General features: G+C 65.4%; 13 protein-coding genes. 7 read left to right on the top strand and 6 right to left on the bottom strand.

The features are described 5' to 3' along the window. Positions 1-17 precede the first annotated feature (17 nt). Entirely contained in the window at positions 18-872 is an 855-nt protein-coding gene (locus tag FGU64_RS05215; protein WP_139951167.1) for a helix-turn-helix transcriptional regulator, read from the bottom strand. A 219-nt stretch (positions 873-1091) separates the two neighbouring features. On the opposite strand from FGU64_RS05215, the gene FGU64_RS05210 reads away from it, so the two are divergent. After that, positions 1092-2102, top strand: coding sequence for a fatty acid desaturase (locus FGU64_RS05210; protein WP_139951166.1), 1011 nt, complete (start codon positions 1092-1094; stop codon positions 2100-2102). A gap of 48 nt (positions 2103-2150) precedes the next feature. Beyond that, a complete protein-coding gene (locus FGU64_RS05205) occupies positions 2151-2900 on the top strand; it encodes a PhnD/SsuA/transferrin family substrate-binding protein (RefSeq protein ID WP_139951165.1) in 750 nt (249 codons plus the stop codon). Here FGU64_RS05205 and FGU64_RS05200 read toward each other — a convergent pair. Then, positions 2897-5479 carry an FAD-dependent oxidoreductase gene (locus FGU64_RS05200; protein WP_139951164.1) on the bottom strand — a complete coding sequence of 861 codons (2583 nt, stop codon included), beginning with the start codon at positions 5477-5479 and terminating at the stop codon, positions 2897-2899. The two genes, FGU64_RS05205 and FGU64_RS05200, sit on opposite strands and share 4 nt — an antisense overlap. Before the next feature lie 76 nt (positions 5480-5555). Beyond that, a complete protein-coding gene (locus FGU64_RS05195) occupies positions 5556-7133 on the bottom strand; it encodes a trimethylamine methyltransferase family protein (RefSeq protein WP_139951163.1) in 1578 nt (525 codons plus the stop codon). Positions 7134-7210: 77 nt separating this feature from the next. On the opposite strand from FGU64_RS05195, the gene FGU64_RS05190 reads away from it, so the two are divergent. From FGU64_RS05190 to FGU64_RS05180, 3 genes are all read left to right on the top strand, one after another. Then, positions 7211-7417, top strand: coding sequence for a hypothetical protein (locus tag FGU64_RS05190; RefSeq protein ID WP_139951162.1), 207 nt, complete (start codon positions 7211-7213; stop codon positions 7415-7417). A 50-nt stretch (positions 7418-7467) separates the two neighbouring features. After that, positions 7468-8844, top strand: a complete 1377-nt coding sequence (locus FGU64_RS05185) for an aspartate aminotransferase family protein (RefSeq protein ID WP_139951161.1) — start codon at positions 7468-7470, stop codon at positions 8842-8844. A gap of 89 nt (positions 8845-8933) precedes the next feature. Beyond that, on the top strand, positions 8934-9293 hold the full coding sequence (locus FGU64_RS05180; protein ID WP_139951160.1) for a hypothetical protein: 360 nt from the start codon (positions 8934-8936) through the stop codon (positions 9291-9293). Between the two features lie 247 nt (positions 9294-9540). On the opposite strand, the gene mmsB is transcribed toward FGU64_RS05180, so the two are convergent. Both mmsB and FGU64_RS05165 read right to left on the bottom strand, forming a co-directional pair. After that, entirely contained in the window at positions 9541-10431 is an 891-nt protein-coding gene (gene mmsB, locus FGU64_RS05170) for a 3-hydroxyisobutyrate dehydrogenase (RefSeq protein WP_139951158.1), read from the bottom strand. A gap of 101 nt (positions 10432-10532) precedes the next feature. Beyond that, positions 10533-11711: an isobutyryl-CoA dehydrogenase gene (locus FGU64_RS05165; protein ID WP_139951157.1), complete on the bottom strand. Its 1179-nt coding sequence runs from the start codon at positions 11709-11711 to the stop codon at positions 10533-10535. Between the two features lie 176 nt (positions 11712-11887). Between FGU64_RS05165 and FGU64_RS05160 the strand changes: the two genes are divergently transcribed. Then, positions 11888-13357, top strand: a complete 1470-nt coding sequence (locus FGU64_RS05160) for a cobyric acid synthase (protein WP_139951156.1) — start codon at positions 11888-11890, stop codon at positions 13355-13357. Between the two features lie 3 nt (positions 13358-13360). Here the strand turns inward: FGU64_RS05160 and FGU64_RS05155 are convergent, their stop codons facing one another. Next, the gene (locus tag FGU64_RS05155) at positions 13361-14146 is read right to left on the bottom strand and encodes a TSUP family transporter (protein ID WP_139955269.1); all 786 of its coding nucleotides are present in this window, start codon (positions 14144-14146) and stop codon (positions 13361-13363) included. A 109-nt stretch (positions 14147-14255) separates the two neighbouring features. Here FGU64_RS05155 and FGU64_RS05150 point away from each other — a divergent pair, with 109 nt between their 5' ends. After that, complete coding sequence (locus FGU64_RS05150; protein WP_139951155.1) at positions 14256-14681, top strand: TerB family tellurite resistance protein; 426 nt, start codon at positions 14256-14258, stop codon at positions 14679-14681. The last annotated feature ends 128 nt before the right edge of the window (positions 14682-14809 follow it).

Below are 14809 nucleotides of genomic sequence, written 5' to 3'. Positions count from 1 at the left end.
CTGCGCAAAAGCGATGCTCAGCCGCCGCCGGCGAATGTCTCGTCGGCAAGGCGCTGGGTGAAGGCGGCGGCCTCGTGGGCGTTGATCTCCGCAGCGCGGATGAGCTGGTCGAAATGGCCGGTCAGCGTGCGGATCGGGGCCGGAGCGTTCAACACCAGATACATATCACCGACATAGATAGCCGCGCGATACGGCCCGAATATGGTGTAGGGGATCGAATAGCGCATGCGGCCGTCATAGAGGAACAGGCGGAAGGTCGGGTAGAGATCGTCCAGAAGCGCTGCCATGTGCAGGAGCTGGGCACGCCGCTCTTGCGGGGGGAAACCGTTCCAGATGCCGAGCCCGCGCGCGAAGATCTCCAGCGTGTGGCGCGGCATGCACACCTCCATGTCCGTTTCCGGCCGGCGGCTGTAGTCGATGCGGTACTGCGTCTCGTCGGCCTGCGCCTCGCGGTTGCGGTTGGTGATGCCGGCCTCGTAGTCGACCAGCGCTTCCGTGCGCAAAAGGTCGGGGATGCCGGCCGGCACGTAGCGGATCTTGGTGCCGACGGCCTCGGCGTGCCACTTCGCCAGCAGGGTCCGGTCGAAGCCGCCCGAGGCTTCCTCGATCTCCAGGCTTTCGCGGATTTCGCCGGTGACGCCTTCGTCGTGCGACAGGCCGAGCAGCCAGTCGAGCGACACCTTGAACTCGGCGGCGATGGCAAGCAGCGTTTCGGCGCGGGGCAGGCGGGTGGAGGCACCCGACAGCAGTTGCGACAGCGCCGAACGGTCGATGCCGACGGTGGCGGCAAAAGCCGACCGGTTCAGGTCGGAGCGTGTCAGGAGCAGCTTCAGCCGCTCGCGGAAAAGGGTGGAGAGATCGCGCTTGTCCATCGGGCCGAACTCACTGCTAGAGGAAAAATTTGCCCGATGCAGGGCGTATTCCCCGGCTGCGGGTAAATGAATCCTTCCATTTGTTTGCTAAGTATAACATCTGATGCTCAAGTGGCGCAATCGCAACAGTTTGTGCGCATTGTCGCGTTGCGACTGCCTCGTCTCTGCTGACACAATGCTGTCAGGAGCCGAATCGCGGTTCCGGCAAGTGGTGAAGGCATGGCACGCAGACGAGACAGGACTGGAAGGGCGGCGGCGGTTGAATGGCCGACCGTCCTGCTGGCCGTCGTCTGCTACGGTGCCTGGCTGGCGGCCGGCCTGCTGCTTTGGCCGTCCTATCCGATGCTGGCGCTGGTCCTGCTGACCTTCACCGTCGCGCTGCAATCGTCGTTGACGCATGAGGTGCTGCACGGCCATCCGACGCGGAACGCGCTGGTCAACGAGGCCTTCGTCTTCCTACCCATCGGGCTTGTGTGGCCTTACCGTCGCTTCAAGACGCTGCATCTGCGCCATCACGCCGACGAACGGCTTACCGATCCGCTGGACGACCCCGAAAGCTACTACAAGGCGCTGTGGATGCACGAAGCCCTGCCGGGCTGGATGCAGACGCTGCTCAAGGTCAACAACACTATGGCAGGGCGCTTTTTCCTCGGGCCTTGGCTATCGATGATCGGCTTTTTCATCGACGACTTCCGCCAGGCCGCGGCCGGCGACAAGGCGATCCGCAAGGCCTGGCTGCTGCACGGCATTGGCCTTGCCATGGTGCTGCCGCTCGTCGCCTACGGCTTCGGCATGCCGCTGTGGCTCTACGTGCTGGTGCCGATGTGGTTCGGCCAATCGCTGATCGCCATCCGCACCTTCGCCGAGCATCAGTGGTCGGAGCATCCGGAGGGGCGCACCATCATCGTCGAGCGCTCGCCGCTGTCGCTGCTGTTCCTCAACAACAACCTGCATTTCGTTCATCACAAGAAGCCGACCGTGGCATGGTACAGCCTGCCGAAGCTGTTCCGCGACGACCGCGAGGCATGGCTGAAGGCCAACAACGGCTATGCCTACGCGAACTATTTCGCCCTGTTGAAAGCCTATGCCTTCAAGGCGAAGGAACCGGTGGTGCATCCCGTTCTGCGGCGTCAGCCGGAACATGGCCGGGCGTTCAAGCCGCGGGTGCGAGCGCGCTCCGTCACCGGCGCCGGCACCGCTCCCGTGCCAGCCGAGCCGCCGAAAGAGTGAGCTGGTTGCCGGCTTGCATTCGGGCTCGCGCTCCCGGCAGATGATGTGATGAGCCGATTCATCGCCGCCTTGCCCATGTACGACTGGCCGGAAGTCCACACCGAGACAGATGCCCAATGGGTGCGGCTGCGGGATGCCCTGCGCCGGCGCGGCGTGGATGCGCCGGATGCGTTGACGCGGACCAACATGCCGGATGGCAGCCTGGAGCCTGCCGCGCTGTGGCGCGATCCGGCGCTGCTGTTCGCGCAGACCTGCTGGGGACCTATGGGGCTGGGGCTGGCGGACCATGTGCAGGTGATCGGCCAACCGGACTACTCGGCCTTCGAGGGTGGGCAGGGCGAACTCTATTCGAGCGCAGTGGTGATGCGACGGAACGAGACGCCACATGCCGGCGTGCCGGCGCCCGCCGATGGCCGCGCGGTGCTTCCCCCCGACCGCCTGCGCGGCAAGCGCTTTGCCTTCAACGGCGCCGATTCCATGTCTGGCATCCTGGCTCTGACCAGCGATCTGGAGGCGATGGGCGAGGGCATCGGCATCTTTTCGGAGCGCATCGTCAGTGGCGGTCATCGCGCATCGATCGTCGCCGTCGCCGAGGGCAGAGCCGATGTCGCGGCCATCGACTGCCGTAGCTGGTCGATGGCGCAGCGCTTCGAGCCGGCAGCGAAGGAACTTGCCGTCGTCGGCTGGACCGGCAGGCGCGAGGGGTTGCCTTACATCTGCGCGCAAGGCCTGCCGCGGGAAACGGTTGACGCCTTGCGCGAGGCGGCAACCGAAGCCGGAATGCTTGTTGCCTCCTAACCGCGCATCTTCTCGCCGCTCGGGTCGAACAGCGGTTCGGTATTGATGCGGGCGGGGCGGCGCTTGCCGAGGATCTCGATCTCGAACAGGCCTGCGTCTTCCTTGTCGGCAAGGGCGGCCGGAACGTAGCCCTGCGCCATGGATTTTTCGACGTGGTGGGCGTAGCCGCCAGACGTCACCCAGCCGACGACGCGCCAGTCGCCGTCGACGATGCCGCGGATGGAGGAGGCGCCTTCGTCCGCCGCCGAGACGCGCACTTCCTTGCCCTTGGCGTCGAAGCGCGGGGCGCCGTAACCGTGCGGCTTGTCCACCGTGCCGTAGTCGGTCGAGACCTTCGCCCAGATCGGTTCGTCGCCCATCACGTCGGCGTCCAGCGCATCGACGACGAAGGAAACACGCTTCAGCTTCGGGCCTGCCTCCAGTTCCTTCGCGGCGGCGTCGCGGCCGATGAAGTCGTTCTTCTCTAGTCTGATGAAGCGCTCCATGCCGCCCTCGAACGGCCCGTAGATCGGCCGAAGCTCGCGGAACCATGTCGGGAAATTCTTCTCCAGCCGCATGGACAGCAGCGCGCGCATGCCGAAATCGACGATGCTAAATTCGGCTCCAGCCTCCTTGATCGCCTTGTACACCAGGCGCTGGTAGGCCGGCTGCATCCAGATCTCGTAGCCGAGATCGCCGGTGTAGGTGATACGGTTGACCATGCAGGGCGCGCCGCCGACCGCCATCTCGCGGAAGTCCATGAAGCGGAAGGCCTTGGACGATACGTCGACGTCCACAAGCTTCTGCAGGAGTTCCTGGCTTTTCGGCCCGGCGATGGAAAGGCCGACCAGCGTCTGGTCGAAGCGGTGGATGCGCACCGATCCGTCCTTCGGCAGGTGCTTTTCGAACCAGCGCATGTGGTACTTCGCGGCGGCCGAGGAGCCCCAGACCATGAATCGGTCTTCTCCACCCCTTGGGCCCGCATGCGCGATGGTGAAGTCGCCGATCAGCTTGCCGAATTCGTTGAGCATCGGCGACAGCACGATGCGGCCCTTCTTCGGCATGCGGTTGGTGAGGATGCGGTTGAGGAAGGCTTCCGCTCCGGGGCCGGTGAATTCGTACTTGGCGAAGTTGGCGATCTCGGTGACGCCGACGCTTGTCCGCACGGCGCGCACTTCCTCGCCGATCGGGCCAAAGTCGTTGGAACGGTGGAAGGAGACGATGTCCTTCGGCTCCGTGCCTTTCGGCGCGAACCACAGCGGCGTCTCCAGCCCCCAGCTATCGCCCATGACGGCATTCTGCGCCAACATCGTGTCGTAGAGCGGCGTCGTCTGCGCCGGGCGCGCGGCCGGCAGTTCCTCGTTGGGGAAGCGGATGGAGAAGCGGCGCGAATAGTTTTCGCGCACCTTGGCGTTGGTGTAGCGCAGGCCCGCCCATTCGCCCCAGCGGGCGACGTCCATGCCCCAGACGTCGAAGCCCGGATCGCCGTTCACCATCCAGTTGGACAGCGCCAGTCCGACGCCGCCGCCCTGCGAAAAACCGGCCATGACGGCGCAGGCGCACCAGAAATTGGTCAGGCCCTGTACCGGCCCGACGAGCGGGTTGCCGTCCGGCGCGAAGGTGAAGGGCCCGTTGATGACCTGCTTGATGCCGGCATTGGCGATGCCGGGGAAGTGGCGGAAGCCGACTTCCAGCGAAGGCGCGATGCGGTCGAGGTCGGGGATTAAGAGTTCGTGGCCGAAATCCCACGGCGTGTTGACCGGCGACCACGGCTTGCACGCCTTCTCGTAGGTGCCGAGCAGAACGCCGTTGCGCTCCTGGCGGGTGTAGATCTCGCCCTTGAAGTCGAGCACGCCGACCATCTCGCGGCCGGTTTCCTTGTTGAAGGCTTCCACTTCCGGCATCGGCTCGGTGAGCAGGTACATATGCTCCATGGCCAGCAGTGGCAGTTCGACGCCGACCATGCGGCCGACCTCGCGTGCCCACAGGCCGCCGCAGTTCACCACGTGCTCGGCTTTCACCGTGCCCTGCTCGGTAACGACGTTCCAGGTGCCGTCGGGCTCCTGGGTGAGGTCGACGACGCGGTTGCGCAGCACGATCTCGGCGCCGAGTTTCCGCGCTGCCTTGGCATATGCGTGCGTGGTGCCGGACGGGTCGAGATGGCCTTCCACCGGGTCCCACATGGCACCGACGAAATGCTTTTCGTCCATCAGCGGGAACATCGCCTTGGCCTCGGACGGCGTGATCAGTTCGGTGTCCATGCCGAGATAGCGGCCCTTGGCGTGGGCGAGGCGCAGGAAGTCCATGCGCTCCGGGCTGTCGGCCAGCATGACGCCGCCGGTCAGGTGCAGCGAGCAGGACTGGCCGGAAAGCTCTTCCAGTTCCTTGTAGAGCTGGACGGTATAGGCCTGCAGCTTGGCGACGTTGGGATCGCCGTTCAGCGTGTGGAAGCCGCCGGCCGCGTGCCAGGACGAGCCGGAAGTCAGTTCCGACCGTTCGATCAGCATGACGTCGGACCAGCCGGCGCGGGCAAGGTGATAAAGCACCGAACAGCCGACGACACCGCCGCCGATGACAATCGCTTTTGCGTGGGATTTCATATGGTTGATCTCATGCTTTCAGGAATTGAATCGGCTTTGGATTGAAACATCTGGTTTGGGACCAGAGGGTTGAACCTCAAAAATCCGTCGGCGCGCCGCCTTCGGCGATGCGGCGCTCGACGAAGGCGTTCAGCTCGTCGCGGGTGGCGGGGTCGATGTAGGGCTCTTCGTAGCTCGCCAGCCGGTCCTTCCAGATGCGGTTGGCTTTCTCGACGGCGGTCGGCGCACCATGCTCGGCCCATGTCTCGTAGTTGCGCCAGTCGGAGATGACGGGCTGGTAGAAGGCGGTCTTGTAGCGATCCTGCGTGTGCTGCGTGCCGAAGAAGTGGCCACCGGGGCCGACGTCGCGGATGGCGTCGACCGCCAGCGCCGCCTCGGACAGGTCGAGCGGCGTCAGGAACTCGGCCACCATCTGCAGCAGGTCGATATCGAGAATGGTCTTCTCGTAGGAACAGGTGAGGCCGCCTTCCAGCCAGCCGGCGGCGTGCTTGATGAAGTTGCCGCCGCCCTGCACGCAGCCCCACAGGGAAAAGACGCTTTCATAGGCCGCCTGCGCATCGACCGAATTGGCGGCGCAGACGTTCGAGGTGCGGTAGGGAATCCTGTAGCGCCGCGCCAGCTGGCCGCCGACGAGCTGCGCCTTCATATATTCGGGCGTGCCGAAGGCCGGCGCGCCCGACTTCATGTCGACATTGGAGGTGAAGCCGCCATAGCCGACCGGCGCGCCTTGTTTCACCATCTGGGCGAAGGCGATGCCGGCCAACGCCTCGGCGTTCTGCTGCACCAGCGCGCCGGCCACCGTCACCGGCGCCATGGCGCCGGCCAGCGTGAAGGGCGTGACGATCACCACCTGGCCGTGCGAGGCCATCTGGATGATGCCTTCCATCATCGGAATGTCGAGCTTCAGCGGCGAGTTGGTGTTGATGATGGTGAGCAGCGACGGCTCCTGGACGAACTGCTCCATCGGCACGCCACGGCCGATGCGAGCGATCTCAATGCCGTCGAGATTGCGCTCGCGGCCGAGCGAATAGGCATGGAAGGCCTTGTCGGTCAGAAGCACGAAATCGCGCAGGCATTCCAGATGCCGGACCGCCGGATGGATATCGACCGGCTCTACGGGATAGCCGCCGGTGACATGCAGGATGTTGTGCATCTGGCCGAGCCTGACCAGATTGCGGAAGTCCGCCTGGTTGCCGGCGCGACGTCCACGGTCGGTGTCGGAGCAGTTCGGCGCCGATGCCATCTGCGAGAATATGATGTTGTCGCCACCGAGTTGCACGTTGTGCGCGGGATTGCGGGCATGAAGCGTGAATTCGGACGGCGCGTGGGCGATCAGCTCCAGGATCATGTCGGCGTCGAAGCGCACGCGCTCGGTGCCGTCGCGCACATCGGCGCCGTGCGCCTTCATGATGCGGCGCGCTTCGTCGTGCAGCACGTCGACGCCGATCTCCTTCAACACCCTGAGAGAGGCGAGATGGATATGCTCCAGCTCGTCCTCGGAAATGAACGGCGTCGGTTTCAGCGGGTTGCGAAGCTGCCGGAACGCCGGCTGGTCGAAAGCGGCCGCGCCGCCGGCGCGCTTGCCCGCCCGGCCGCCGCGGCGGGCGCGTTCGGCGTGTGCGGTCGGTTCGGTGGCGGGAAGGGCTGCGGTCATGACGATGGGCTCACGGTAGGCGATTGGCGGCGATAATGGACCTCCGCCGACGGCGCGATTGCGGAGGCGGCGACCCGTTGGGCAAGGGAAACGACATTGCGGTGGCCCGCCGCGCCCGCTTCGCCCCTCTTGCCGCCGCAAGGGCGGTAAGGCATGATTTCGCCATGCGAATGAAGGGGATCATCGCCGGTATCACGCTGCTCACCTGCTCGCGGCGTACGCGCCATGCCGAGCTGCTCAGGCTGTGCGCGCGCATCGGCTATTCACCGCCCGCGCTTTCCTGACATCCATGCCGGCACGCCTGCCGGATCGATTCAACAGGAAGGAGCCAATCATGAGCTACCAGAACTATTCGCTGAAGCAGCTTCAGCAGATCGACGCCTCGCATCACCTGCACCCCTTCACCGACCACAAGGAACTGCGTGAGGCCGGCTCGCGCATCATCACTCGTGCGGACGGGCCCTACATCTATGATTCGGAAGGCAACGAGCTGCTCGACGGCATGGCCGGCCTGTGGTGCGTGGCCGTCGGCTACGGCCGCGACGAGCTGGCGGACGCCGCCTACAAGCAGATGAAGGAGCTGCCCTACTACAATTCCTTCTTCAAATGCTCGACGCCGACGCCGGTGCTGCTTTCGCAGAAGCTGGTCGAGATCGCGCCGGAAGGCGTCAGCCAGGTCTTCTACGGCTCGTCCGGCTCGGAGGCCAACGACACGGCGGTGAGGCTGGTGCGTCATTACTGGGCGCTCGAAGGCAAGCCGGAGAAGAACCGCATCATTTCGCGCAAGAACGCCTATCACGGCTCGACCGTCGCCGGCACGTCGCTCGGCGGCATGGAGGCCATGCACAAGCAGCTCGGCGGTGCGGTGCCGAACATCGTGCATGTGATGATGCCCTACGCCTACGAGCTTGCGCTGCCCGGCGAGAGCGACCACGATTTCGGCCTGCGCGCGGCCAAGGCCGTCGAGGACGCCATCCTGGAGGCGGGCGCCGACAAGGTGGCCGCCTTCATCGGCGAGCCGATCATGGGAGCCGGCGGCGTCAAGATCCCGCCGATGAGCTACTGGCCGGAGGTCGAGCGCATCTGCCGCAAATACGACGTGCTTTTGATGCTGGACGAGGTCATCACCGGCTATGGCCGCACCGGCGAATGGTTCGCGGCACAGTCGTTCGGTGTCAGGCCGGACACGATCACCACCGCCAAGGCGCTGACCTCCGGCTATCAGCCGCTGTCGGCGCTGCTGGTCGGCGATCGCATCGCCTCCACGCTGGTCGAGAAAGGCGGCGAGTTCGCCCACGGCTACACCTATTCGGGCCACCCGGTGGCCTGCGCGGTGGCGCTTGCCAACATCGACATCATCGCGCGCGAAGGGCTGGTAGAGCGCGTGAAGAACGATACCGGTCCCTATTTCGCGCAGGCGCTTGGGGAACGCATCGCCGATCATCCGCTGGTCGGCGAGGTGCGCTCCTTCGGCCTGATGGGGGCCATCGAGATCGTCAAGGACAAGACGACGAAGGAGCGTTTCAGCCCGTCGGGAAGTGCGGCCGTCGTCGTGCGCGACCACGCCATCGACAACGGCATGATGATGCGCGCGACCGGCGACACGATGATCCTGTCGCCGCCGCTGATCTGGACGCGTGATACCATCGACATGGCCTGCGAGCGCATCCGCAAGGCGCTCGACCTTGCGGAAGCCGATCTGCGGCGCTGAACGATCCGCGCCACCGGACGGAACGATCCGCCCGGTGGCGCCTTTCACACATTCATTGACGGGTGGGCATCGAGGGGGCGGGGACGAACATGCAGAAACGGACGGGCTTCGGCACCGGCCTTGCCGGCGGCGATCTCCTGCTGGCGCCGATGGTGGTCTGGCTCAGGCTGCCGGCCCTGATGGGTGAGGCACGCCACCCTGACCACTGGCCGCGTGAATCGTTCCGCGCCGTGGCGGAGAAGGCGGCGGCGGCGACGGAAGGCCTTGTTGCCGCGCAGATTTCGATGGCCGTGTCGGCGGCCTCTTTCTGGCCGGAGCTGCTGTCGGGACAGGTACCGTCGATCTGGAACGGCGTCGCGCTCCAGCGTTCGCTCGATGCGGCGTTGCGCCCGGCAAGCCGGCGCGTGCGGGCGAACTACAGGCGCCTGTCGGCAAAAGCGTCGGGTTGAACGCAAAAACCGCGCTCCCGGGGAACGCGGCTTTGCCAGATACGCATGGCCGACGCTTACAAACGCTGCGAAGGCATCGGCTCCGGTACGCGAGACCTGATCCGGAGCGCGGGCGGTGCGTGATGTCCGCCTCGCAATCCGTTCTACAGGCACATCGTTACCGCGTGGTTAGCGAGAGCTTAAGCAAACCTAAATTTGTAACTTTTATCGCCGCGAATTTTAGAAAAAGCGGAATGAGCTTCGAGGTTTACGCGGCGTCACCGCGCAGGAAATTGATGATGCCGGAGAAATCGGCGCCGGCGCCTCCCTGCGCGTTGAAAAGCGCATAGAGCTGCGCGGCCTCGGCGCCCAGCGGCGTCACGGCGCCGGACGCCTGGGCGGCTTCCTGCGACAGTTTGAGGTCCTTCAGCATGAGGGCTGCGGCAAAGCCCGGCTTGTAGTCCTTGTTGGCGGGGGAGGCCGGCACGGGGCCGGGAACCGGGCAGTAGGTGGTGAGCGACCAGCACTGGCCCGACGAGGTGGAGGCGACGTCGAACAGCGCCTGATGCGAGAGGCCGAGCTTTTCGGCCAGCACGAAGGCTTCCGCCACGCCGATCATGGAAATGCCGAGCAGCATGTTGTTGCAGATCTTTGCCGCCTGGCCGGCGCCGTCGCCGCCGCAATGGACGATGCGCCCGGCCATCGGTTTGAGTACCGGTTCGGCGCGGGCGAAGGCATCCTCGGCGCCGCCGGCCATGAAGGTCAGGGTGCCGGCCGAAGCGCCGCCGGTGCCGCCGGAGACAGGCGCGTCGACGGAGACGTGGCCGTGCTTCTGAGCGATGGCGTGCGCCTTGCGCGCCGATTCGACGTCGATGGTGGAGGAATCGATGAACAGGCTGCGTGCCTTGGCCTTCGGCGCGATGTCGTCATAGACCGCAAGGACATGCTTGCCGGCGGGCAGCATGGTGATGACGACATCGGCATCCTTCACGGCGGCGGCCGCATTCGCCATGACGGTGACGCCGTGATCCTTCGCCACCGTCAGGTTCTCCGGCACGAGATCGAAGCCGAGCACGGCATGGCCCGCCTTGACGAGGTTGGCAGCCATCGGGTTGCCCATGTTGCCGAGACCGATGAAGGCGATGGTTAGGGTGGTCATGGTGAGTTCCTCCTCAGATGGGAATGAGGGAATAGGGGAGTAAGGGAATAGGAGAGTGGATTGTGGAACAAGTCGCCCTATTCCCCTAATCCCGTATTCCCTTATTGCCTTCCAATCATATGCCTCGCGACGATCACCCGCATGATCTCGTTGGTGCCTTCGAGGATCTGATGGACGCGCAGGTCGCGCACCAGTTTCTCGACGCCGTAGTCGTGCAGGTAGCCGTAGCCGCCGAACAGTTGCAGGGCATCGTTGGCGATGCGGAAACCGGTGTCGGTGACGAAGCGCTTGGCCATGGCCGACCATTTCGAGGCGTCGTGCGCCTTCGCGTCCAGCTTCGAGGCGGCGGCGTAGAGGAAGATGCGCGAGGCCTGCAGCTCCGTTTCCATGTCGGCCAGCTTGAACTGCAGCGCCTGGAACTGGTCGATCGTCTTGCCGAAAGCCTTGCGCTCGGAGGCATAGGCCAGTGCCTTGTCGAGCGCCGACTGTGCGCCACCGAGCGAGCAGGCGGCGATGTTGAGGCGGCCGCCGTCGAGGCCTGCCATGGCGATGCCGAAGCCGGCGCCTTCACTGGAAAGCAGGTTCTCGGCCGGCACCTTGCAATCCTCGAAGATCACCTGGCGGGTGGACTGCATGTGCCAGCCCATCTTCTTCTCGTTGGCGCCGAAGGAGAGGCCGGGCGCGTCCTTCGGCACGACGAAGGTCGAGATGCCTTTCGGGCCATCGGCGCCGGTACGCGCCATGACGACGTAGACGTCGGAATCGCCAGCGCCGGAAATGAACTGCTTGGCACCGTTCAGCACATAGTCCGAGCCGTTGCCGCCGCTGCGCTCGGCCTTGGTCTTCAGCGCTGCTGCGTCCGAACCCGAGCCCGGTTCGGTCAGGCAGTAGCTCGCCAGCCATTCCATCGAGGTCAGCTTCGGCAGGATGCGCTGGCGCTGCTCGTCGGAGCCGAAGCGGTCGATCATCGAGGCCGCCATGTTGTGGATCGAGATGAAGGAGGAGAAAGCGGGGCAGGCGCGCGACAGTGCCTCAAAGATCAATACGGCATCGAGCCGCCCCAACGCCGAGCCGCCGACATCGTCGCGTATATAGATGCCGCCGAGCCCGAGCGGGCCGGTTTCGCGGATCACGTCGGCGGGGAAATGCCTTTCGCGGTCCCATTCCAGCGCGTTGGGCGCGACGCGCTCGGCGGCGAAGGCCTCGGCCATCGCCTGGATGGCGCGCTGGTCCTCGTTGAGTTCGAATTGACTGCCTGCGGCTTGAACGGCGCTGTCCATGGCATCCTCCCGGCCTGCGCACGCCTAGCTTGGCCAGCCGTTTTCGGCTATGCGCTAGGGTCAATCTAGACCAATGATGCGGTCGCGCAACCTACGCTTTATGCGCAGCGGCTGTGCGTGAATTCATGCGCGAGATCAGACGTGCCGACAATTTTCGATGAACTGGGACGTTAGCCATGGCGCGCGCGATCATGCTGCAAGGTACCGGCTCGGATGTCGGCAAGACCGTGCTGGTGGCTGGCCTGTGCCGGGCGGCGCGCCGGCGCGGGCTGAAGGTAAGACCGTTCAAGCCGCAGAACATGTCGAACAACGCGGCCGTCGCCGATTTGCCGGGCGAAGCGGGCGGCGGGGAGATCGGCAGAGGCCAGTGGCTGCAGGCGCTGGCCTGCGGCGTGCCGGCCTCCGTGCACATGAACCCGGTCCTGCTCAAGCCGCAGACCGATATCGGATCGCAGGTCATCGTGCAGGGCAAGGTGTTCGGCGAGGCGAAGGCGCGGGACTATCAGGGGCTCAAGCAAAGCCTGATGGCGGCAGTTTTGGACTCATGGGCGAAAGTGGGCGAGGGGGCGGACCTCGTCATCGTGGAGGGCGCCGGCTCGCCGGCGGAGATCAACCTGCGCGCCAACGACATTGCCAATATGGGCTTCGCCACGCGCGCCGCCGTGCCGGTGGTGCTGGTCGGTGACATCGACCGCGGCGGCGTGATCGCCTCCATCGTCGGCACGCATGCGATCCTGCCCGACGAGGACCGCGCGACGATCGCCGGCTACATCGTCAACAAGTTCCGCGGCGACGTTTCGCTGTTCGACGACGGTCTCACCGCCATCGCCCGTTTCACCGGCTGGCGCTCCTTCGGTGTCGTGCCGTGGCTGAAGGCGGCGGCACGCCTGCCGGCCGAGGATGCGGTGACGCTGGAACGGTTGGCGGAAGGCGAGCGCCGAGCGCTGAAGGTCGCCGTGCCGATGCTGCCGCGCATCGCCAATTTCGATGACCTCGACCCGTTGAAGGCCGAACCGGCGGTCGAGGTGGTGTTCGTGCCGCCCGGCAAGTCGCTGCCGGCCGATGCCGGGCTGGTCGTCATCCCCGGCTCGAAATCGACCATCGGCGACCTGCTGGCGTTCCGCGAATACGGTTGGGAGCGCGACCTTGAAGCCCACCGCGCGCGCGGCGGCGCCATCGTCGGCGTCTGCGGCGGCTTCCAGATGCTGGGCAGGACCGTGCGCGATCCGGATGGCATCGAAGGCAGCGTGCGCGAGGCCAAGGGGCTTGGCCTGCTCGATGTCGAGACCGTGATGGAACCGGAAAAGATGGTGCGCAACGTCACGGCGCATTCGACGATCTTCCAAACTCCGTTGTCGGGTTACGAAATCCATATGGGCCGCACCACCGGCCCGGATTGCGCGCGGCCGGCCGCGATCATCGACGGGGTCGCCGACGGTGCCGTTTCAGCCGACGGCAAGGTGTTCGGCACCTATCTGCACGGCCTGTTCGGGGCCGATGCGTTTCGCGCCCGCTTCCTTGTCGGTCTGGGCGTCAGCGGCGCCGGCAGCGATCATCGCGCCACCGTGGAAGCCGCCCTTGACGAGATTGCCGAGGAACTGGAGCGGCATCTCGATTGCGAGGCGCTGTTTTCGCTGGCGAGGTAGGCTTCAGAAGCCCAGCGTCACCCGCAGCGGGTTCGTCGGGTCGGATAGTAGCTTGGCGGCCAGCGCCAGGCACACCAGAACCAGCAGCGGCTTGATGAGGCGGGCGCCGATGCGTACCGCCAGAAGCGCGCCCACGCGGGCGCCGAGGAACTGGCAGGCGCCCATCATCAGGCCGATCTTCCAGTGGATGACGCCGACGGCGGCGAACACGGCGAAGCCGCCGAGGTTGGACGCAAAGTTGAGCAGTTTTGTATGCGCCGTCGCCTTGAGCACGCCGTAGCCGGCAAGCGTGACGAAGGCGAGCATGTAGAAGGAACCGGCGCCCGGGCCGAACAGGCCGTCGTAGAAGCCGACCAGCGGCACCAGCGTGAGGCCGAACAGGAAAGGGGTGACGCGTTCGGCACGGTCGACGTCGTTCATGTTGGGCTTCAGTGCGAAATAGAGCGCGATCGCAACCAGCACGACAGGCAGCGCGGCGCTCAGGATGTATGCCGGCACGACGGTCGCGGCCAGCGCGCCACAGGCGCTGCCGGCGAAGGCCATCAGCGCCGAGGGAAACTGCTTTCTCGGATCAACCTGACCCTTGGCGGCATAGGCGAGCGTGGCCGAACCGGAACCGAACAGGCCTTGCAGCTTGTTCGTGCCAAGCGAATCGACCGGCGACAGGCCGGCCAGGAGCAGCGCCGGAACGGTAATCAGGCCGCCGCCGCCGGCGATGGAATCGACAAAGCCGGCCGCGAAGGCGGCGACGGCGAGCATGGCGAGGGTCTGGGCTGCGAGATCGAACATGGAGACGGCGAAAGCCGGAGGGATGGGTTCGGCCGTTCGATCATAGCCGAACCGTTTGCGCAAGGCCGATTCCGCGCTAACGTAAGCTGCACCAAGGAGGGAAAGGCCGATGGTGGTTGCCCTGCTGGATCAGTTCCTTGCCCTGTTCGACGGCGACCCCGGCGTGCGCAAGGTGGCCGACGATCCGGTGCTGTCGGCCGAACTGCTGCTCTTGTTTCGCATGATCCTTGCCGACGGCGAGGTTGCCGAAAGCGAGATGCAGGCATTCCGCCGCATCTGCCGCGAGTCCTTCGGTATCGCTGAGACCAGCATCGACGGCGTCATCGAGTATCTCAACGATTTCGGCTACGAGACGAGCGGCTCGCAGGCGATCGCCATGTTCCGCGACCTCGACGTGGAACGGCGCCGGCTGCTTGCACAACACATGGCCGAGATTGCCAAAGCCGACGAGCATCTCGCGGAGAACGAGGTAAGGCTCTTGCGCCGCACGCTCGACCTGCTCGGCATCAGCCCGGTGGATCTGGTGCGGGTGTAGGGGGTAATATCTGAACGGCGCCCACCGTACGCGGACCTGGGTGCGTCCTTCGAGGCTCGCTGCGCTCGCACCTCAGGATGAGGGGGGCGGGCGCTTTCCGATCCGGATGGCGCCCACGAGTCGTTGAA

The sequence above is a fragment of the Mesorhizobium sp. 8 genome (genome assembly GCF_006351905.1).
Lineage (GTDB): Bacteria > Pseudomonadota > Alphaproteobacteria > Rhizobiales > Rhizobiaceae > Mesorhizobium > Mesorhizobium composti.
This window is presented reverse-complemented; position numbering and strand designations above follow the sequence as displayed.